This window comes from Sinorhizobium sp. GQ132 (genome assembly GCF_059758575.1).
Genome location: NZ_JCAXDX010000026.1, coordinates 1 through 20,030 on the forward strand (window position 1 = coordinate 1; position 20,030 = coordinate 20,030).

Below are 20,030 nucleotides of genomic sequence, written 5' to 3' on the forward strand. Positions count from 1 at the left end.
AGTGGAAATACCCGATCCTGTTGGCGACGACCCAAAGGGTCCCGAGTGGCTCCGTCCGTCCTATATATAGGGGAACGAGCAAAACCTCTGGCAGCGACAAGCCCGCTGGTATCCAGTTATAGACGCGTTCCGGATGGATCGCCAGTGTTGGCGCGCTGCGGTCGAGCGTAATGCCACACGGCGAGTAATCGCGGGGAGTAGTCGCCCCGTTGAACGGCGACAGAATTCCCTTCAGATTATGCCAGCGGAACACCGGGAGGGCGGTGCACGCCCGATCGACATATGTTGTCCATCGTGAGATCAAGCCACATGGTTCTCCAGTGTGCCGCCGAAAGTCTTTGATTACCCTCGCCGAACGGGCGCTGCATCAGCACGGTTGTCCACCACAGGCTCAGCTTGACGCCACCGAGCTCAAGACCCGGCCTTCTCGAAGCCGAGGCGGCGATGCAGAGCAATGGACCCTTCGTTACCGCTGTTGTCGATCACGGCAAGCATCTGACGCCACGGCCCCCCTCCCACAACGGAGTGATGACTTTGAAGCCGCTCGCTTGAGAGGGATGAGTCACGAACGACCACGAGGGGGCTCGAACGTAGGCAGGGAGCGCTCCATTGACGAGCTTGCGGACGGTCCCGCTCTGTGCTCAGCAAAGCGCAGCGATTTACGCCGCCCGACTGGGCGCCTTTAGCTGGTTCGGCTGTCGGCCAACCTGCCGGCCGAATGATATTTAACCGAACTTTACCAGGTTGAGCGCCGGCAGCGGTACGCCAGGGAACCGCACGAGCCTTGCGTCGATCGCGATCGGTCCAAGGTCGATTCCCGCGGAGCCGAGCTTGGTCACACGAAAGCCGACCTTGGCCTTAGATCTGGGTTCGTCGCGAGAGTAGAACAGCTACCTTCGGCGTGTGGTCGCCCGAGATCAAAAGGCGGCAAAGGCGATGTCGTCATCGCAGTCCTATGGTCGAACTTCCCGAGGCATTGTCTTGTCTTCCGGAGGTGGGCAGGTCGTATCGTGAGCGATGCAACCAGTCCGATCGTGTGACCGCTGTTCAAGCCGGCCGAATTCAACGGCCGTCTCTCCAGGGAAGTCTTCCCAAGCCTGGTGCCGGGCGCTCGCGTCGTGAAACAAGGCCCTTTGCGCGCGCACTACGAGCTGTAGTATCTTTCCGAGACGGCGCAGCGCGAGGGGCAGAAGCATGAACCTTGAAGACCTTTACCGGCTTTTGCGGAACGGTCATATCGAAGCGCAAGGAATCATCGACACGGTCCCCGATCCTCTCCTTGTGCTTGACCGGAACCTGTGCGTCCGATCCGCCAGTCGGGCATTTTTTGCGACTTTCAACGTCGACCGTGACGAGACAATCGGGCAGCACCTCTATGAACTGGGCAACGGGCAATGGGACATTCCTGAGCTGCGCCGTCTGCTCGAAGAGGTGATCCCGAGGAGCACGGCGGTCGTGGACTGTCGAGCATGACCTTCCGAGCATTGGCCGGAGAACGATGCTCGTCAGTGCGCACCGGTTGTTCCATCCCGACAACAACAGCCGCACCTTGCTACTCTCGATCGTGGACGCCACGGAGCGACGACTGCTCGAGGCCGAGAAAGATGTGCTCTTGGGTGAGCTCCGGCATCGCATGAAGAAACTGCTCGGCTTGGTGCAGGCCATTGCGCGCCAGACCAAGGCCTCGGATCGAACGGGCGAGGAATACCGCGACGCCTTCCTCGGTCGGTTCAATGCGCTGGTGCAGGCTTATGATGCGGCTTACGCGGAAGAGGGCGAGGCTGACCTCCGAGAGGTACTTCAGCGATCGCTCGCGCCCTATTCAGAAGGATCGCTCGGAGTTCTCGTCGAGCCAGGGCAGAGCGTATCGCTTGCGTCGAAGCAGATCATGCCGCTGAGCCTGATTGTTCACGAGCTCGCGACCAATGCGATCAAGTATGGCGCGCTTTCAACACCCTCTGGACAGGTTCGCGTCCGCTGGGAGGTTGAGGAAGCAAGTGCTCCGAGTGTACGGCTCGTGTGGGAAGAGAGCGGCGGCCCTTCGGTAACTGCGCCGTCCTCCTCCGGTTTCGGCACGCGTCTTATCGAGTTCGCTGTCAGTCGCGAATTGGCAGGACGGGTGGAACTGAACTATGCACCTGCCGGTTTGGTTGTCGAGATCGTCGCACCGTTAGGATCGGTCTCATAAATCGAGGCTGGTCGCATGCATAAGACCGTGCTTGTCGTGGACGACGAGTTCCTCATCGCGATGGATTTACAGCTGCTGCTCGAGCGACACGGCTGGTGCGTGCTCGGAACTGCCGCAACGGTGAAGGAAGCGCTTGAACTTTTGGCTCGCGAATTGCCGGCTGTGGCAATTCTTGACGTTACCCTCAGGGACGGTTCCGTAACGCGGCTGGCCGAGGCTCTGCGCGAGCGGAACATACCGTTCGTCGTGGCAAGCGCCTATAGCAGCCCGGAGCTTATCGGCGGAGAAATCCTGGCCGGAGCGCCCAATGTCGGCAAGCCGACCGAAGAGCGTCGCCTGCTGGCCGTTTTGGATGAACTGGTCCGCTCCTGAGCCTTCGAGTCCCGCACTTAGTCTGACCAACGTCGTCTTTCCGGAGTCGGAGGGGGCCGAGCAGCGCGATCAGTTCGCCGGAGCGGATGTCGAGTGTGACGTCGACGAGTGCCGGGAAGCGGCCGAATTCCTTGCGTAAGTTCTCGACACGAACTTCCATGCTGCGTGCGCCTTCAATCTCCGGGCGGCGTTGATTTCGTCATTGTGGCAAGGCCAAATTCCGCTGCCCAGCACCGCCGGACTAGCGCCTCGGCTTGTAGATCTGGTCGAGAACACCGCCAGCGCCGAAGAACCTCGCCTGAGCTCCCTTCCACCCGCCCAACTCGTCAATGGTGATCAGTTTGGGATCGGCGAAGCGCGCGAGCTCATTGGGTCCACTGCCTTGGACTTGAACGGCGATAATAGTGTTTGGCGACGACCTTCTGGCCCAGGTCGCTGGAGAGATAAGTCGAGGTAGGCCTCCGCCACCTTTCGGGTGCCCTTGCTATTGGCCGCCGCCTATGAGCGCCACCGGCTGTTCGGCCTTGGTCGAAGTCGATGGCGTGATGATCTCGAAATTGTCCGGGCCGAGCTAGGGCGTGGGGGCAATCTGCTCACTGGCAAAGGAGATAGCGCGGCTGGAAGCAGCTTCACATCCGCGGCCGGGCGAAATCACCGGTCTTGGGGTCCATCACCCAGAGCTCGCCGGTCGAGATGTCGAACCAGGCACCGTACAGATGCAGTTTTCCCTTCGATTCGAGAATGTTCACGCACGGGAACGTCCGGAGATTGGCGATGGAATTGCGGATCGATACGCGTTCCAGCGCCCGCTGGCGCTCCGCCGGCGTCATGACGTCGTTGCCCTGGATGTGCTCGGCGGCCGGTTTCAGGAGGTTCATCCAGCGGCCGATGAAATCGCCCGGGGAGAGGGGCTCGGCGTCTGGGTCGAGGGCCGCCTTGATACCGCCGCAGCGGCCGTGCCCCATCACGACGATATTGGTGACACGCAGCGACTGGACCGCGAATTCGAGCGCCGCCGAGGTCGAGTGATAGTGCCCGTCGGGCTCGTAAGGCGGCACCATGTTGGCGACGTTGCGCACGACGAAGAGCTCTCCCGGGCCGGAATCGAAGATCGTTTCGGGTGCAGCGCGGGAGTCGCAACAGGCGATGACCATCGTCTTCGGTTTCTGACCGCTCTCGGCGAGCGTTTTGTAGCGCTGCTGCTGTTCGTTGAAGCGACCGCTCATGAAATTGCGGTAGCCGGTCAGAAGATGTTCCGGAAAGCCTTGTATGTCCATCGGTAACCCCGCGTCATCTTGATCGCTCCTGCCGCTGTCAAAAAAAGACGCACGGCGCTGCAGGAGCCATGATACGCCGAAATGTAACGGTGGCCTGGAGCGCTTGGAAGAGCGAAGCGCGCTTACGAACCATTTTCACGTTGGTGCTACCTTGCGCTCTGGCTGGGATGCTTAAGGGCGGCGCATTTGCATATTCCCATCAGCTGTTGGGTGTCGATACTGCGCCCATGCCGCCGCAGGGGCGGCATAAAGCCAGAGGTCAGATAGAGAAATCTCGCCTTCGCCCGGCAAAGGTAGCGCTAAGCGGCCATGCAGTGCGCTTTAAGGACGCGTTATCTTGAAGGGAGCCGCATGCGTAAACGCCTGCGGGCGGTGAAGCGCTGGAGAAACGGGAGGCAGCGCTGACGTGCTGCGCCGCAGCGTTTTAGCTCCTCGCAAGAAAGCTGTAGGCGCAAGTTCAGACCCGATAGTCTGCCGTAGATCCGAAGGAATCTCCGCGCACGGTGCGTTGGCAGTCGGCGCCGGACGCTTGCCGATCTCACTCGTCAGTCCCGACCTGGCAGCCGGCACACTTATGCTGCAGAGTCCAAGGCTGCGAAATATCGCTCTGGGCGCTCTAACCGTCACGGCGTTTGCTCAACGCCCGTGTTTCCGCCTTCCTCGTGGTATACGTCGTGCGTTGAGGTCGCGTCGCCGCCGCCATTGGACATTGGCGGGGGAGCGGCGCAATCTGCCGAAGCCTCGTCAAGACGCAGGCAGGTAGATTGTTCTTTGACGATGGCGTGAAAAGAGGAGCGCGGGCCGTAGTCATTCTGCCTTCAGCCTAGACGCGCCCGGCTTCTGCGGATCAATGGTTCGCCGCCGCCATCGCGACGGGAACTTCGTTGTCCCCTGAAGCGGAGCGGACATGCCGCCGGCATGTGGCGGCGCAACCGCACCGTCGGAGCTTCGTTCCTCGTTTCATCGGCTTCGGTATGGCGCTGACTGTTCCAAGTCAGTGTACATCTTCGCCCGAACTTCGTTTGTGTTTGCCCAGGCAAGTTGCTAATGTGGTAGCCGGCCAGTCGGTGCCTCGGAGCCGGGACCGAGTGCGTCGCGCACCGATGTAATCCCCAATGGGAGGCGGCCACGAAGACGGGAAAAGGACGCAGACTGGATGGTGGATCTGAACTCGGCGCGGTGAGCCCCTCCGCGCCGGTGATCGATACCTCAGATACCGCCACGCGCGACTTGCTCTACCGGACACACGCGCGCGCAGACAGCATGGCGTTTTGCCGAAGAGGTACTAAAGGTACTCCCGGCAGCCATCTACACGACGGACGCTGATGGGCGGATTACCTTTTTCAACGAAGCCGCTGCGGAGCTGTGGGGCGTGCGTCCCGAACTCGGCACAAGCGAATTCTGTGGTTCCTGAAAGCTCTATTGGCCAGCCGGCAAGCCGCTGCCGCATGACGAATGTCCGATGGCCATGACTCTGAAGCAGCGGGTGCCCGTGCGCGGATACCAGGCCGTCGCCGAGCGTCCCGACGGAACCCGGGTGCCATTTGTCCCCTTTCCCACGCCACTCTTCGATCTGGTGAATTCGTCGGGGCGGTGAACATGCTGGTCGACATCAGTGAGCTCAGGGCCTCCGAGCGACGTGTTCGCGAGAGCGACACCAGGTTTCGCGAGATGTTCGAAAACGCTGGGGTGGCGGTGTGGGGACGATACGTCGGCGCAAGGACGTGGTGGTGGTTGCGCGGAGACTCCGATGTACCTGGAGGTCGATACTCGGACACCAAGGGAACAGAGACACGAGGACAGAGGCGAGAGCCTTCACCGTAAGGGATTAGCCCCGTCATTCCAAAGCTGCGTCTCCTGCCGTCCTGTCATTTAGCAACTGCGAAATTGCGACGATCAATTGTGACATGACGAAGGGTTTTTCGATCATGATACTCTTAGGAACGCCTTGAGAGGCCCAATCGGGAGCACTGTCCCCACTGATGTAGACGACCGGCATCTCAGGGTCGATCTCCCTTGCAATGCGGGCGACATCCCAACCGGTTGGGGATTCAGCGAAGCGGATGTCCGTCACTATTCCGACGATGGCGGACTCTGCGGCTTTCAAGTGCTCGATTGCTTTCTTGCCGCTCGTCACCGCCAGAACCATGAACCCGGCCTCCTTAAGGCCGTCTTCGAAGTCCAACAGCAGGAGAGTCTCGTCTTCTGCGAGCAATATGGTGACCGATTCCAATGCATGTCCCCCGAGAATATGGTTCCCGTGAACGCGCAGCATGGCAAACGGTTCCCTCAAATGTGACTGGATTCGGCGCCTTGCTCAGTTTCCTCGAGACCGGTGTTCGGGCCGCAGCTGCGACCAATCACGTTCGTGACTTACCGGCCTGCGTCACGGGTGCCGCACTATGTTCGAAACATTCGATCAGCATTTCGGTAAGGACACGTATCTTTCTTGCGGGATGCTGCCCCGGCGGGCGGATAACATATATGCCTGCCGGAGGCGGGGGATAGCGTGTCATGACCGGAACCAACGCGCCGGCGGCGAGAGCCAGTGCGTGGTCGGCCTTGAACCGTCCCCGTGGATGAACCGTAATGATCTCGTCGCCATCCATGAATTGCCAGGCTTCCGTTCCTTGCATCAGGGCCTGGTGGGTGATGAGCGCCTCCGGCGTCTCGGGGAAACCATGCCTGCTGATATACTCCGGGCTTGCGACCAGCCTCCCGTAAAGTGGCCCGACGCGTTTTGCGATCATATTGGAGTCCTGCAGATAGCCTACCTGGATGGCGCAATCAAAACCTTCCGAGACGAGATCAACGAAACGGTCGCTGTAGGAAGCATGGATGTGGAGCTGCGGGTGACGTCGCGCCATGTCCGCGAGCACGGGGGCGAAGTGGGTCGGGCCAAAGGAGAGCGGCACGGCAATTCGCAAGCGGCCGCAAAGGTCACCGGCGGGTAGGATCGTTTCCCTAGCCTGGTCGATCTCGGCGCAGACCCTTGCTGCATGGTCCCGAAACGTTATCCCGGCTTCTGTGAGTGCCGCGCCGCGGGTCGTTCGTTCAAGAAGCTGGACGCTAAGTTCCGCTTCAAGCCGGAAGAGCCGCCGACTGACCATTGACTTGGAGACGCCGAGACGCCGGGCGGCGGGCGAAACACCCCCGGCCTCAGCCACTTCCACAATGTCCGCAGTTCCTCGATACCCACTTAGCGTTCCCCATCCCGCGACACAACTTGGCACAAAGCGAGGCTACCGTATCGCAACCGCGAATGACAGTGTTCGCGTCGCAGGCGGCGCGCCGCTGTCGGCGCATGTCTGCCAGTAACCGATCTCACACAAACGGCAGCAGAGGATTATCCATGAACTTTCGTAACGGCCTTGCTTCGCTTCTTCGTCCCGAAGACTCCGTGCTGGTACTGATCGACCACCAGCCTTACCAGCTCGCGAACCTTAACAGCCACGATCCACAGATGGTGGTCAACAATGCGACGGCTCTCGCGAAGGCCGCCAGAGCCTTCAGCGTCCCCACCATTCTGATCAGCGTGATCGCTGACCGTGGCGGCCTCATTTTCCCGCAAATCACCGACGTGTTCCCGGGCTAAGAGGTGATCGACCGTACATCCATCAACACCTGGGAAGACAAGAAGGTGGTGGACGCGGTCAAGTCGACGGGGCGCAAGCAGCTGATCATTGCTGGCCTGTGGACCGAGATATGCGTCGCGATGCCGGTGATCCAGGCCCTTGGCGAAGGCTGGGACGTGACGGTCATCGCCGACGCCTCGGGCGCTGTTTCGGTAGAGGCTCACGAGGTCGCCATCCAGCGCATGATCGCGGCCGGCGCAAACATGATGACCTGGCTGGCGCTGGCGGCGGAATGGCAGCGCGACTGGGCCCGGACCGAGCACGCCGCAGAGTTGACCGACGTGCTCAAGCAGCATGCCGCGGGTAGCGGCATCGCGTACCTGTGAGAGCAGCAACTGCGCAACACGCCAGTGCCGAGCAACGCAGGCTGATTTGAGCGGGGATGACGAGAACAATGAACGAAGCGATGTATTGCTTATCTAGGCTCGTCATCCCCATCCGTTGGACGCCAAGTTCGAGGTCTCGGTTGGGTCATAACCGGAAATTCCGGCTCGTAACCACGAGCTTTCGCAACCGGTCGATTTGCGCCGTAGCGCGATCAGGCTCGTCTGACTGCAATGGGATCGAGGGCAGTCGTTCTCAGCCTGTCTGCTACTTGACACGGCATGCTCACGTTCTGTGCTGTATAATGTATCGTCGGGAACCGCCGTGAGCCCGTGAGAGGCGCCCGGATTGTTCGGGGAATGCGAAGATGTCCCTCCTCTCGGCGCCGGGATGTTGCGACGAGAGAGAATGCACTGCAAGGCGCGTTGGATCATGTGAAATGTCTGTCGGGGATGCTTAGATCGTTGCTCATGATCCAGCTTCGCGGTCACTCAAGCTGACAGGGTCCGGCGAAAAACTTGTCTGATCCGGAGATATCGGCCTGAAGCTCAGGTGGCGAGAACCCTTGCGCGCCAGCTTACGGATAGCAATCTGAGTCAACGATCGCCTTGGCGTACTGTGAAGCTGCTCAGAAACGACGCTGAATGAGGTGCGATAAGGAATGGTGCTCGCATTGCCTCATTGATGTTACCGAGCGATTTGGCGGGTGGAAGAACCGGCGTCATCCAGTCGCCATTGAGGACCTCAAGGGCCGACTGGATGACGCCAGGCTTTCACCGCTATCTGCACCGCCCGCAGACTTTTTGTTCGTGAAGCGCCCGAACCGCGTCTGATCGACGTTCATCAGCCGCTGCTGCAGCCGGTGCTGAGCTTCGAGCGATCCGCGACATTCGACCGTCGTGATCAGCAACATCCGGAGCCCCCGCCTAGCGAGCGCGCGCCAACCGGCTCCGTGCCTGTCCTTGACGGCATCTCTCTGGCTTTTGCGAGATGCACAACTTACCCTCGTATACGCGCAATACTGATTCCATGTGAGTGGTCCAGTCCGAACGTTCTTGCAGCAGTGGGCATATGCGGAATGCGGAGAGACGCCGCTCTGCACACGCATCAATAATCTTTTATTGGGCGATGGATATCCGGAATGACACACCGACTGCGGTATTACGAAGCGGTTGAGCAGTTGCAACTGGGCCGCCGACTCCAGCAATGGAATTGGCAGCTGGCCGGGTCACCTCCGCTCGGGATCGACATAGACGATGCCGAGATCGATGTCGTTTGCTCATTCGCAGAGCCCGCCATCTTTGCCGAGACTATGTGGAGCGAGTTCGAGGCCGCTGGCGAGTTCAGGATTTGGCAACGGACTACGAAAGAGAGGCCTGTCGTCGCGCGGTTTCGCGCCTTTGGTTGGGAGGTCGAAATCTATGGTAGCTCAGTTCCACTGCGGCAGCAGCTGGCCGTTCGCCATTATGAGATCGAGAAGCGGCTTCTATGTCTCGGTGGTGATCGTCTTCGCACTTCGGTACGAAGGATGAAACAGAGCGGCATAAAAACCGAACGGGCTTTTGCTATGATCCTCAACTTGACGGGCGATCCGTATGAGGCACTTCTCAGGCTGGAAGACGTGAGCGACAGTCAACTGGCTGAACTTTTTGCGGGAGCCGGACTGGCGGGCGATTCGCATTGACGTATCCCATCGGCTTACTGAGACGGGAGCGATGACGATCTCGCCGCCGCGAGAGAATTCCCTGTTTCAGCCGGCTCGCATTCATGCGCGCAGACATTATAGATGCGGCAGTTCGGACATGTTTGCAGTACCGGTGGGCCCGGATCAGTAGCCGGTCGGCACACTCGCGGCGCACCAGGCGACTGAGTTATCTGTGGTCGCATACTTTGGGCTGATCTGGTTCGCCAAGGCTGGACGCCGGGAGAGACAGGCCACGGGAGCACCGCATAGCCGTTCGCGAGCGGGTGTTCTTGCGGCTTCGCACCATGGTGATGAACCCGGTCGAGATGGTGCTGGACTGCGAAGTGACGTATGCCCAGTTATCGATCTACCGGCTCAGGTATCGGCGAGGAATGCCGAGGCCGAGGCTGCGGTACGGCGCGAAAGCGCAGAGGATGAACTATCCAGTTAGACGGCAACGGCAGCGGCACGACGCAATCAGAGAGCAGCGTCTGATCTCCGCTGGTGACCTCGAAGACGATCCCGGGCCGCTTCATGCTCTTGCAGTCTGGCCAGCGCTCAAAATCGATCCATTCGCTCATGGCTTTTCCAGCCTCCTCAAAGCAGGAAATCGCTTCCGGAAAGAACCGAAAGATTCATCACCTTGATCTGGAAATCTGCAAGGCCGTCGCCGTTGACGTCGCCTGAGACTATCCCACTCCTGAAGTTAAGTTCACCTGCTTTGCCGTGGAAGGCATTGCCGCCGATGAAGAGAAATGCCTGATCTCCACTGGCGCTTGTATTGGCATCAATGGAGCGCAAATCGATCCGATCGACGCCCCGCGCAAAATCATCGATGGCGTCCCTCGCAGCTGGTCGCGATTGCGTCGTCGCTTGGAAGACGAAAGTGTCTGAGCCGCCGCCGCCAATCAACCGGTCGGCGCCGTCCCCGCCGATGAGGGTGTCGTTGCTACCGCGCCCGTTGAGCACGTCGTTACCTGCAAGGCCGTTCAGAAGATTTGCGAGATTGTCGCCGCGCAAACTGTCGTTGAATGATGAGCCATAGAGCCGCTCGACGGACGCATAGGTGTCACCGGTCGCTTCGCCGGTGTTGGATCCGGGGGAATAGAGATCAACGACTACGCCCGCAGCGGCATCGTAGTAGTTCGCCAGATCGGTGCCATTGCCGCCGTCGAGCCGGTCGGCGCCGGCGCCTCCGACGAGATTATCGTTTCCTTCGCCGCCGATCAGGTTGTCGTTGCCCCCCCGCCCGAAAAACACGTCGTTCCCCGCAAGGCCGCTCAGGAGGTTTACGCGATTGTCCCCGCGCAGCGTGTCGTTGAACGCTGAACCGTAGAGCCGCTCGATCGACAAATAGGTGTCCCCGGCGGCTTCCCCTTTGTTGGTCCCGGGGGAATAGAGGTCGGCGACCACGCCGGCTGCGGCATTGTAGTAATTCGCCAGATCGCTGCCATCACCGCCGTCGAGCCGGTCGGCGCCGGCGCCACCGACAAGATTATCATTTCCGGCTCCGCCGATCAGGGTGTCGTTGCCGGCACGCCCGTGAAGAACGTCGTTGCCCGAAAGCCCGTTCAGAAGGTTTGCTACCTTATCTCCGGCCAGAGTGTCGCCGAAGGCAGAACCGTATAGCCGCTCGACGGACACATAGGTGTCTCCGGCTGCTTCCCCTCTGTTGGAACCGGGCGAATAGAGGTCGGCAACGACGCCAGCCGCGGCATTGTAGTAGCTCGCCAGATCGGTGCCGCTGCCACCGTCGAGCCGGTCGGCGCCCGCACCGCCGACAAGATTGTCGTTTCCGTCGCCGCCGGCAAGCCTGTCATTGCCGCCGTTACCCCAAAGAACATTTGCGGCACCGTTGCCGGTGATCGTGTCGCCGGCTGCGCCACCCTTCGCGTTCTCGATGAGCGAGCGCGTGTCCCCCTGAAACTGTAGCGCGTTGGCAATATTGCCGATCGCCACCTTCGAACCGTCGTAGTGCAGCTTCGCCAACTGCGCGGCCGAGGTGGTCGTCCATTCGCCCGGGCGGAGATCGACCTTCAGTGCAGTCGCGTAGTTGGAAAAATCGTAGGTGTCCGTTCCGCCGCCGTCCCATACCGTAAGCAGGATCTTGTTGCCGCCAGGGGCACCCTGACCGATCCCATTGGTGAACATCTCGCCCGACGTCGGGCTCCAGCGATATGTCGTATTTCCGCTGTGGGTGGTGAAATCCGCGCCGTACATATGCTGCACGGCAGCGATATCGTACATCATCAGCGATTGCGCATATCCCCAGGTCTCGTTGGTATAGCCGGCCGTGGTCGAGGCACCGACATAGGAACGGTAGCTCATCACCGTGTACTCCATCGAGTCGCGGTTCACCGGCATGACGTTACCCTCGTGGGCGTGTTCCAGTCCAAGCGCGTGGCCGGTCTCGTGAAGGAATGTCACATAGGCGTAGTTTCCCTTGACCGGTCTGCTGTAGTGGCCGGATGATTTGTTGAACCAGGCGTCGCCGCCTTCTGCCGCGGTCGAGGGGAAATAGGCCCAGGCGGTGCTCGGTGCGTCGGACGAGGCGAGGCGGAGATCGGCGTGCTTGGTCGCACTCTCCGTGATCTCGGTGAATGAGACGTTGGCGACGGAGGAAAACTGATCGAGGGCTGCTCGCGTGGCGGCCTGCTGTGCGGCGTTCAAGACCGCAAAGCCCTTCAGCGGCTCGCCATTGCCGTAACCGGCCCCGTAAAATGAAGCGCTGGTCGGGAAACTGAACGTGAAATCCTTGACCGCCCATTTCCAGTCGCCGAGGAGACCGTCGATATAGGCGTTACCGGTCGTTGCATAGGTCGTCGTTGCAGGCATGGTCGCTCCGGCCGTCGCATTCAAAGATCGGGTCAGCAGCTGGGGCCAGCTCTCGTGCGAGCCCGCATGCTGCGCGGCGTTGATATAGACTGCATCGATCCTCCAGATCCATTCGGCCTGGTGGCCGATGTATCCGGTGGACGGGACTATCCGGTTGGCCTAGTCTAATCGTGCGGCCGCACCGCCGCTCGATTTCGTCGACCTTGATTTGCAGGTTGGTCGGCCAACGCTATTTGGTTGGTGAACGGTGCGAGGGTGCAAAGGCCATGCGAGGGGTCTGATTTCATTGTCTCCTAAGGGTAGATGACGGGCGCTTCGAAAATATCGGTGGTCGCGATCGCCGTCACCAGGCTCGCAAGTCGTCTGCGGAGTCTGGCGTCTGCAATTCTGGCGAAGGCACGGTTAAGTTCAAATCCTTCGGGCGTCGACAGGAAGGACATCAGGTCATGGCCCGTACCTGATGGTGTTGCATCGGCTCCGGCCGGGCGTGAGTCTTCGAAGAAGAACGAGATTGAGACTCCAAGCACCTCTGCTATGCGACTCAATCGGCTGGCGCCAACGCGGTTGATCCCCTTCTCATATTTCTGGACCTGTTGGAACGTGATGCCTAGCGCCTCTGCAAGTCGCGTCTGACTCATCCCGAGAACTGCGCGCTGCATTTTGATCCGAGATCCGACCTGTACGTCGATGTAGCTCGGCTGCCTTCCCTCTGAAGAGCTCAAAAATTTTCCCCCTATCCGTATGGTGCATAACCTCGCACCGTCTCGGTATGGGTATTTCAGATATTTCTTGATGAGAGGTTACGAAAACGCACCGGTCCACCTCCTGATGCCCGGCTGGAGTGGCGTGTGTCGAACAGGCGACGCAAACGGCGGGCGTCCCCGCATCGTTAAACGTCGACGTCGGCCCTGTCCGCAGCCGGCGCTGCTGCTCGCGGCGTAGGTGCTGACGGATGGCGGTCGATCTCGCTGCGGAGACTGACAAGGTCGATGAATTGATCCGCTTGTCTGCGCAAATCGTCAGCGATCATCGGCGGCTGCGTCGACAGAGTTGAGACGACCGTTACCTTTCTGCCCCTTCGCTGCAAGACATCGACGAGCGTCGTGAAATCGCCGTCCCCTGAAAAGATCACCAAATGGTCGGCCGTCCGCGCTTGCTCCATCGCATCGATCGCTAATTCGAGATCCATGTTCCCCTTGATCTTGCGACGGCCCTGAGGGTCGAGGAATTCCTTTGCCGGCTTGGTGACGACGGTGTAGCCGTTATAATCAAGCCAATCGATTAGCGGCCGGATCGAGGAAAATTCCAAATCTTCGATCACTGCGGTGTAGTAGTAGGCGCGCAAGAGGTATGCGCGTTTGCGAAAAGCTTCCAACAGCTTGCGGTAATCGATATCAAATCCCAAGCTCTTCGAAGCAGCGAAGAGATTGGCGCCGTCGATGAAAAGTACGATTTTCTCGCGCGGATCGAACATGGGTGCCTTCTTTCTTCCAGTCGATTGGCCTTCCGCTCCGCTCGCCTCGCTCGATCGCCAGAAAGCAGATCGACGCCGCCGCGGCGCACCAACGGGCCCGGTGATGAATCCTATAGATAGTAGAGGCCGCCGGCCTTTCGGCAATCTGGAGATGCGTCGAGCAATTGAATTGAGCTTAGACGGTTAACGCTTCGCTGCTCGCGCTCGATTCTGAAGAAATCGCGGATTCCGTCGGCGCGGCGCATGTCTCGAGAGCGGCCGTGATACCCGTCTGGCTGCCGCTGCGGCGTATCAGTGGTGGCCTGAGATGCTGTTCGAGATGGTCAATGGGGATCGGTCAAGGGGTATGCCCGGCGCGACCACGGGCAAGCGCGGCACGCCGATCGGCGGGCGCTGACGGGACCTCCTGATTTGCCGCGGCTTGTACCAGCGTGCGCATGCTCAGATTTTGTTCATCCTTACTGTAAGAGCGAGTTGAAACAGCGTCCACAAGATCCATGTTGCTCTTCGTGTGCCGAATTTCGGCTCTTATGTCACGAAGCCACCGTGCGCCATCTTCTTGTCGGGGTCTGATTGGATAAAACACCATGGAAAAAGCGCAACTCGGATCATCAAAGCAGCCCATGTGCGCCGACGATGAGCTCTCAGCTATCCTCGACGCGATCCCTCAGCCGATTATCGTCAAAGACGAGAACTCCCGGTTTCGCTTTCTGAACGATGCGGCTTGTGCACTACTTGGAAGAGCGCGTAGCGAGCTGATCGGCGGCACGGACCATGACATTCTGCCCGCGCCGGAGGCTGACCGTATTCGGGGCATGGATAAACAAGTTCTCAGCACTGGACAGGAATTCCTGTTCGAGCAAGAAATCCATGCACCGGATGGCAACGTCTGGAACCTTGTAACGCAAAAGCGACGCGCCGAACTGCCCCGCGGCGCCTCAACGCAGAAGCTCGTCGTGGCAACGATTTTAGATGTGACGGCTCGCAAACGAGCTGAGGCAAAGCTTCGCGCCAGCGAAGAGCATTATCGTTCATTGGTTGAGTTGCACCCGCAGCTTCCTTGGATCGCCTCCCCGTCTGGGGAGGTCACGGAGGTGGGACCTCGCTGGAAGGAGATCACCGGCTTTGATCCCGCTGACGCGCTCGGGACGGGTTGGGCAAGGGCGATGCACCCTGACGACCTTGGAGACGTGCAGCGGCAATGGTCAAAATCACTTGCAACCGGGGATCCTCTGGACGTTGAGTTCCGCCTGTCGACTGCGGCGGGGGGATATCGCTGGTTTCGCAATCGCGCTGCCGCCCGTAAGGACGATGACGGTCGCATCATGCGTTGGTACGGGACCGCTGAAGACGTCGATGAGCGCCGCCGAGCGCTGGAGGCTGCCCAGGAAAGCGAGGCGCGTTTCAGGGCCATTGCGGATGACGCGCCCGTGATGATCTGGGTGACTGATGAAAGCGGTGCGTGCATCTACCATAGTCGGCTCTGGCTGGAGATGACAGGGCAGACGGCGGAGCAAGCCCGGGGGCTCGGTTGGATCGATGCCATTCACCCTGAGGACCGCGAGCAAACAGACAATAGTTTCGTCGAAGCAGCTCGGCTCCGGGCACCGGTGCGGACCGAGTACCGTCTTCGACGCGCTGACGGGGGCCACGCCTGGGTAATTGACGTCGGACAACCACGCTTCACCTCGGACGGAGCCTTCCTGGGTTACGTCGGCAGTGTCCTCGATATAACCGATCGGCGGCAGGCTGAGCTTGCGAGGGAGGAGAGCGAAGCGCTAATCCGGAGTGTGTTTGAAAGCACACCCGATTGCATTCGGCTGCTGGACATTGATGGGCGTCCGCTGCTTATGAATCGGGCAGGCAGGCAACTCTTTGGAGTCGATGAGAACGCCAACCTCGACGATGTTCGTTGGCGAGATCTGGTGTCCGCGGTGGACGCGGCAAGGGCGGAGGCTGTGTACGCGCAGGTGCGGAAGGGGCGGACGACCCGTGTCGAAACGGCTATACAGGACGGCGCCGGTTCGCAACGATACATGGACGTGATAACTGCGCCGGTACTCGGCAATCATGGTGAACCCATCCGTATGTTGTCGATTTGGCGTGACGTAACCGATGCTCGGAAGGCGAGGGACGAGGCGCAGGCTGCGCGCTTTTCTGCCGAACAAACGGCTGAACGCCTGTCAAAGGTGCTCGAGAGTACGATGGACAGCGTCTTGGTCACCGATCGAAGCTGGCGGATCAGCTATCTCAACACCAAAGCCATGCGACTGCTGCTTCTCGATCAGGATGCAATCGGCCTCGATTTGTGGTCGGCTTTTCCGGCGCACGAAGACTCGGTATTTGCCATCGAGTTCCGAAGGGCAATGGCGGACTGTAGTGACGTAAGCTTCGAAGATTATCTGGAGCCACGTGGGATCTGGCTCGAAATGCATGCGGCGCCGACGGCGGAGGGGCTGTCACTGTTCTTCAGGGACATAACCGAACACCGGAACGCGGAGCAGGAGCGTTCACTCGCGCACAGGCAAATTCATCATATGGCCCGGCATGACGCCTTGACCGGCTTGCCAAACCGTCAGTTCCTCCGTGAAACATTCGAACGGTTGTTGGGCGAGCTTGATGAGAATGCCAAGACAGCAATTCTTAACCTCGACCTCGACGGCTTCAAGGCGGTCAATGACGCTTATGGTCATCCGGCTGGGGACCTGTTGTTACGTCACGTGTCCGAACGTCTGCGTGACTGCGCGGAAGAGAGCGACGTTGTTGTTCGGCTGGGAGGAGACGAGTTTGTAGTCCTGAGAACCGGTCTCCACGACGAAAAAGAAGCAACGACTCTGGCACAGCACATCATAAATTTGGTTGGAGCACCCTATGATCTCGATGGTACGCAAGTAGAGATAGGAGTGAGTGTCGGGCTTGCCTTTGCGCCGAAGGATGGCCGCTCTGTCGATGAGCTCATCAAGGCTGCCGACATTGCTCTTTACCGCGCAAAAGCAAGTGGCCGCGGGACCTATCGACAATTTGAATCGGGAATGGACGCCCAGCTGCGGGCCAAGCAGGAAATTAGAAAAGAACTTCGACGCGCCTTGGCCGAGGGCGAGCTGGAATTGTTCTATCAGCCGCTGATAAATCTCGGCACAAAGCAAATCACGACGTGCGAGGCGCTCGTGCGTTGGAGACATCCCGATAAAGGTTTGATCTCTCCTGCACAATTCATTCCAGTTGCGGAGGAAACGGGACTCATCATTCCGCTCGGAGAGTGGACATTGCGCGAGGCGTGCAGGGAAGCAGCTAAATGGCCGTCGCACATCAGCGTGGCTGTAAATCTCTCCCCATTGCAGTTCCGCAATCGGCAACTCGCCGCTCTTGTGCGGGATGCTCTTCGAGAGTCCGGGCTGGAAGCTTCACGTCTACAACTCGAAATAACCGAATCCGTCCTGCTCGACGAAAGTGACACGAACCTGCATATCCTCCAGGAATTCAGGCAGCTCGGTGCCAAAATCGCGATGGATGATTTTGGAACCGGCTACTCCTCTCTCAGTTACCTGAGGACTTTCCCGTTCGATAAGATCAAAGTCGATCGCGAGTTTATAAACGACTTGCCAACCGGCAAGGAATCGCTTGCAATCGTCAGGGCCGTTGCGGGCATTGGACGAAGTTTGGGGATTACGACAACGGTGGAGGGGGTGGAAACCCAGACCCAGTTAGACGCGGTCAACGCAGAAGGTTTTGACGAGGCGCAGGGATACCTGTTTGCCCGCCCTCTCTCTGCAGATCAGGTGTCCGAACTCATCCACGCCCGCCGAATGGATTGACTACTCACTAACGCCACAGCAAGGGTCCGCAGCGCGCGTTAGTTGTGCTGGACCCGTTGTCCTGCGACAGTTGCAGGTGCACAGGCGGTGACGCGCGCGCTTGAAGGCGGGGAGCGCCGCTCGCTTATATGTGCGATTCGGGAGGTGAACATCTGGATGGGCCGAGACACCCCGGTTTTGTAGATGACGTTCTCCTCATGCGCGAGGTGTTGGAGGACTGGTGCGCTCAACGTGGCGTTGATCTCGACAGCCTCGATGGGGTCAGGGCTGCAACGCTCCTGTTGGGACTCGCGCAAGGCCGGATCTTCAGCAGGCGAGAGCTGCTACAAACTCTTCTTGAAAAGGAGCCCGGAGGCACTGACTGACTTGTTCGCGTCCGGCGAAGAATAAGGTAGTCTCATTCGCAGATCTCGCCGAACTTGGTTCGCCTGCGCTAGCCATTCCGGGCGACAGATATTTCTTAGCGATTCAGTTCCGGATACACCCGGTCCAGAAAACCGGGTCTCAGCTTTTCGCCCATCATGCAATCAGCGGGCGTCGCCGCCGCCGCCGGACGGATGGGCAGAGCCGGCGGAAACCCGCTGACCTCGAGAATGAGCTTCTGGCGAATGGCGATCGCAAAATCCTCCGGCTCGTGCACTGGAATGACAAAGGAGCCTGGCCCGCCGATGACGCAATCGGCAAAGTACTGATCAAGCGGACTCATTGAGGCAGAGGGCCTGATGAGAATCGCAAGCCCGTTGATGATGATTCCGCGGGCCAGAGCGTCAGCGCGTGCGGGTCGAACGGGCGGGCCGGTATTGTTTGGCCCATCTCCGGAGATGTCGAGGATCCGGCGGGCGGCGGAAAAGTCATTCGTTTCGATGAGCTTTGTGCCGAAAATAATCGCATTGGAAATGGACGTGGCACGCCGTGTGCCGAGAGGTCGAGCCTCGATTTTCGAGGCAAAGGCTTCTGCGTCGCTCGCGCTCGCGATAACATGCCAGCCGACGACGGAGGGTTCATTCACCAGCCCTGCCCATTCGAAATAGCCGATGGCGATGCGGCCATGCTGGCCACCTTCAACAGCATTAACGAAATCGGGATGTCGAAGCGCCTCCACATAACCGGAGCGCTGCACCCGCGCCTCGATCATGTCCATCGAGCCCGATATGTCGACTGCCAGCATGAGCTCAACGTCGACGTCGGGAGGCGCGGCGGCCGCCGGATTTCCGATGAGAAGAAGGATTAACGCCAACACTCGGAGCATTGCATCAGACTTTCATCATGTTCTCACATGAAGGTACCATAAGATAATCAGGCTGCGTAGCTTCGCAGTTGCTGTTTCAAGCGAGTACAACAGCCGACATCATGATCCGCCTGGAGCGTCAACTCGGCCCGCAATTCCTCAATGTACTCGTAAGTGGTCATCGTCAGCTCCTCTGATTGAAAACAGAGGCCGAGCCCCGAGGTGATGGGCTTGGGTCGATGATCGCGCTGGCCCGAAGGGCAGATGGGGGAGCCGATTTTGTCGCTCGCGGCAAAATTGGGGGAACCGTCTGTCATTGAGGCAAGCCCATTAGCTCGGTACGATTGCCCTATGTTGAGAGAGAAAACTACCTCTCCGTATTGCACCGAAATCACGGCCGAAGGCCGCATATCTTCAACTCACTGAGAGGGGAAGCCGATCGCAAAGAACGTCGCCACCAACATGAATGTCGTGACCAGCAAGAGGATCTATTTCCTCGAGCTCAACGACCATGCTCCGTCCGATGGCAAGCAGGTGTTCGGGATCCGTTTCGTCTACGCCGCCTGAACGGCCTCGGCTTGTCGCTTACACTGGATTCCGCGTCAGGGCAGTGTATTGCTCGCGAGACCGCCCCAGACATGCCGATCGTTTACATGAGCGGGCACGATCGATGTGTTTCTGCGCACTAATGGGGCAATGGAGCGCGGAGGGCCAAACCGAGGACCAAGCATTCTTCATCGCGTGCGATCGACTCTGGTCACCCAGGATAATATCCTGAACGACCGCCTAGTCCGCGAGCTTGGCATCGCTTCGGTAAGGCGGGCCGAGTTCGTGGTCTTTCGCATAGGCCAGAACACTGCTGAGGCGCACGGTTAAATTAGCGTCACACGCAATGAGCGAGCGAGTGCTCATATCCGGTGATGTTCAGCTCACTTGTTGCCCGTCGGCATTTTGACTCTCGGCAATGGCTCGGAGTTTATGAATGCTCTGCTCCAACACTTGCTGCATGGCCTCCCTAAACGCGTCGCCAATCGCTCCTTCCAGGTCGGACCGCAGCTTTTCGTTAGCGGCTTCACCGAGCAATTCCACGGACTGCACGGTGAAACGATGGTCCATGCGGATACGCACCAGATTACGCGCTTCGGCTACAACTGTCTCGGCTGGGCCGCTTGCAAATTCCAACAGTGTTTCGGGACGC

At 59.4% G+C, this 20,030-nt stretch carries 13 protein-coding genes and 8 pseudogenes; 7 read left to right on the forward strand and 14 right to left on the reverse strand.

Annotated features, from left to right (window positions below):
• Both AC6CIG_RS28930 and AC6CIG_RS28935 read right to left on the reverse strand, forming a co-directional pair.
• Positions 1-256: pseudogene (locus AC6CIG_RS28930) on the reverse strand (histidine kinase); the annotation flags it as partial.
• Positions 257-725: 469 nt separating this feature from the next.
• Positions 726-890 (reverse strand): annotated as a pseudogene (locus AC6CIG_RS28935) (NADP oxidoreductase); the annotation flags it as partial.
• A gap of 304 nt (positions 891-1,194) precedes the next feature.
• Between AC6CIG_RS28935 and AC6CIG_RS28940 the strand changes: the two are divergent.
• Both AC6CIG_RS28940 and AC6CIG_RS28945 read left to right on the forward strand, forming a co-directional pair.
• Positions 1,195-2,188, forward strand: a pseudogene (locus AC6CIG_RS28940) (sensor histidine kinase).
• A 15-nt stretch (positions 2,189-2,203) separates the two neighbouring features.
• Positions 2,204-2,560, forward strand: a complete 357-nt coding sequence (locus AC6CIG_RS28945; RefSeq protein WP_498324298.1) for a response regulator — start codon at positions 2,204-2,206, stop codon at positions 2,558-2,560.
• A gap of 3 nt (positions 2,561-2,563) precedes the next feature.
• Here the strand turns inward: AC6CIG_RS28945 and AC6CIG_RS28950 are convergent.
• The 3 genes and pseudogenes from AC6CIG_RS28950 to AC6CIG_RS28960 all read right to left on the reverse strand — a co-directional run.
• Positions 2,564-2,720, reverse strand: a pseudogene (locus tag AC6CIG_RS28950) (ATP-binding cassette domain-containing protein); the annotation flags it as partial.
• 81 nt (positions 2,721-2,801) lie between these two features.
• Positions 2,802-3,131, reverse strand: a pseudogene (locus AC6CIG_RS28955) (sulfate transporter subunit); the annotation flags it as partial.
• 58 nt (positions 3,132-3,189) lie between these two features.
• The gene (locus tag AC6CIG_RS28960; RefSeq protein ID WP_498324299.1) at positions 3,190-3,837 is read right to left on the reverse strand and encodes a carbonic anhydrase; all 648 of its coding nucleotides are present in this window, start codon (positions 3,835-3,837) and stop codon (positions 3,190-3,192) included.
• A 1,306-nt stretch (positions 3,838-5,143) separates the two neighbouring features.
• Between AC6CIG_RS28960 and AC6CIG_RS28965 the strand changes: the two genes are divergently transcribed.
• The gene (locus tag AC6CIG_RS28965) at positions 5,144-5,251 is read left to right on the forward strand and encodes a PAS domain-containing protein (protein ID WP_498324308.1); all 108 of its coding nucleotides are present in this window, start codon (positions 5,144-5,146) and stop codon (positions 5,249-5,251) included.
• A gap of 423 nt (positions 5,252-5,674) precedes the next feature.
• Here AC6CIG_RS28965 and AC6CIG_RS28970 read toward each other — a convergent pair whose 3' ends face one another.
• On the reverse strand, positions 5,675-6,070 hold the full coding sequence (locus tag AC6CIG_RS28970; protein WP_498324309.1) for a response regulator: 396 nt from the start codon (positions 6,068-6,070) through the stop codon (positions 5,675-5,677).
• Between the two features lie 127 nt (positions 6,071-6,197).
• Positions 6,198-7,036 (reverse strand): annotated as a pseudogene (locus AC6CIG_RS28975) (LysR family transcriptional regulator).
• Between the two features lie 153 nt (positions 7,037-7,189).
• On the opposite strand from AC6CIG_RS28975, the pseudogene AC6CIG_RS28980 reads away from it, so the two are divergent.
• Positions 7,190-7,798: pseudogene (locus AC6CIG_RS28980) on the forward strand (hydrolase).
• A gap of 1,139 nt (positions 7,799-8,937) precedes the next feature.
• A complete protein-coding gene (locus tag AC6CIG_RS28985) occupies positions 8,938-9,480 on the forward strand; it encodes a DUF4269 domain-containing protein (protein WP_498324300.1) in 543 nt (180 codons plus the stop codon).
• Between the two features lie 359 nt (positions 9,481-9,839).
• On the opposite strand, the gene AC6CIG_RS28990 is transcribed toward AC6CIG_RS28985, so the two are convergent.
• The 4 genes from AC6CIG_RS28990 to AC6CIG_RS29005 all read right to left on the reverse strand — a co-directional run bounded on the left by AC6CIG_RS28990 (position 9,840) and on the right by AC6CIG_RS29005 (position 13,789).
• The gene (locus AC6CIG_RS28990; protein WP_498324301.1) at positions 9,840-10,061 is read right to left on the reverse strand and encodes a hypothetical protein; all 222 of its coding nucleotides are present in this window, start codon (positions 10,059-10,061) and stop codon (positions 9,840-9,842) included.
• A gap of 16 nt (positions 10,062-10,077) precedes the next feature.
• Positions 10,078-12,315, reverse strand: a complete 2,238-nt coding sequence (locus AC6CIG_RS28995) for a M10 family metallopeptidase C-terminal domain-containing protein (protein WP_498324302.1) — start codon at positions 12,313-12,315, stop codon at positions 10,078-10,080.
• 293 nt (positions 12,316-12,608) lie between these two features.
• A complete protein-coding gene (locus tag AC6CIG_RS29000) occupies positions 12,609-12,974 on the reverse strand; it encodes a helix-turn-helix domain-containing protein (RefSeq protein WP_498324310.1) in 366 nt (121 codons plus the stop codon).
• A 230-nt stretch (positions 12,975-13,204) separates the two neighbouring features.
• Positions 13,205-13,789 (reverse strand): LabA-like NYN domain-containing protein, encoded by a 585-nt coding sequence (locus AC6CIG_RS29005; RefSeq protein WP_498324303.1) that lies wholly within the window; start codon positions 13,787-13,789, stop codon positions 13,205-13,207.
• Between the two features lie 587 nt (positions 13,790-14,376).
• Between AC6CIG_RS29005 and AC6CIG_RS29010 the strand changes: the two genes are divergently transcribed.
• Positions 14,377-17,604 carry a sensor domain-containing protein gene (locus AC6CIG_RS29010; RefSeq protein ID WP_498324304.1) on the forward strand — a complete coding sequence of 1,076 codons (3,228 nt, stop codon included), beginning with the start codon at positions 14,377-14,379 and terminating at the stop codon, positions 17,602-17,604.
• A 460-nt stretch (positions 17,605-18,064) separates the two neighbouring features.
• Here the strand turns inward: AC6CIG_RS29010 and AC6CIG_RS29015 are convergent, their stop codons facing one another.
• Together AC6CIG_RS29015 and AC6CIG_RS29020 are read right to left on the reverse strand one after the other, a co-directional pair.
• Complete coding sequence (locus AC6CIG_RS29015; RefSeq protein WP_498324305.1) at positions 18,065-18,853, reverse strand: DUF1194 domain-containing protein; 789 nt, start codon at positions 18,851-18,853, stop codon at positions 18,065-18,067.
• 47 nt (positions 18,854-18,900) lie between these two features.
• Positions 18,901-19,149 carry a hypothetical protein gene (locus tag AC6CIG_RS29020; protein WP_498324306.1) on the reverse strand — a complete coding sequence of 83 codons (249 nt, stop codon included), beginning with the start codon at positions 19,147-19,149 and terminating at the stop codon, positions 18,901-18,903.
• Between the two features lie 115 nt (positions 19,150-19,264).
• Between AC6CIG_RS29020 and AC6CIG_RS29025 the strand changes: the two are divergent.
• Positions 19,265-19,390, forward strand: a pseudogene (locus tag AC6CIG_RS29025) (conjugal transfer protein TrbG); the annotation flags it as partial.
• A gap of 366 nt (positions 19,391-19,756) precedes the next feature.
• On the opposite strand, the gene AC6CIG_RS29030 reads toward AC6CIG_RS29025, so the two are convergent.
• A partial coding sequence (locus AC6CIG_RS29030; RefSeq protein ID WP_498324307.1) for a hypothetical protein occupies positions 19,757-20,030 on the reverse strand: 274 nt, incomplete at its 5' end.

Bases quoted from the DNA above. Each gene is read 5' to 3' on its own strand.
- AC6CIG_RS28945 (WP_498324298.1), top strand. From the start codon at position 2,204: ATGCATAAGACCGTGCTTGTCGTGGACGACGAGTTCCTCATCGCGATG.
- AC6CIG_RS28960 (WP_498324299.1), bottom strand. From the start codon at position 3,837: ATGGACATACAAGGCTTTCCGGAACATCTTCTGACCGGCTACCGCAAT.
- AC6CIG_RS28985 (WP_498324300.1), top strand. From the start codon at position 8,938: ATGACACACCGACTGCGGTATTACGAAGCGGTTGAGCAGTTGCAACTG.
- AC6CIG_RS28990 (WP_498324301.1), bottom strand. From the start codon at position 10,061: ATGAGCGAATGGATCGATTTTGAGCGCTGGCCAGACTGCAAGAGCATG.
- AC6CIG_RS28995 (WP_498324302.1), bottom strand. From the start codon at position 12,315: ATGCCTGCAACGACGACCTATGCAACGACCGGTAACGCCTATATCGAC.
- AC6CIG_RS29000 (WP_498324310.1), bottom strand. From the start codon at position 12,974: ATGCAGCGCGCAGTTCTCGGGATGAGTCAGACGCGACTTGCAGAGGCG.
- AC6CIG_RS29005 (WP_498324303.1), bottom strand. From the start codon at position 13,789: ATGTTCGATCCGCGCGAGAAAATCGTACTTTTCATCGACGGCGCCAAT.
- AC6CIG_RS29010 (WP_498324304.1), top strand. From the start codon at position 14,377: ATGGAAAAAGCGCAACTCGGATCATCAAAGCAGCCCATGTGCGCCGAC.
- AC6CIG_RS29015 (WP_498324305.1), bottom strand. From the start codon at position 18,853: ATGCTCCGAGTGTTGGCGTTAATCCTTCTTCTCATCGGAAATCCGGCG.
- AC6CIG_RS29020 (WP_498324306.1), bottom strand. From the start codon at position 19,149: ATGACAGACGGTTCCCCCAATTTTGCCGCGAGCGACAAAATCGGCTCC.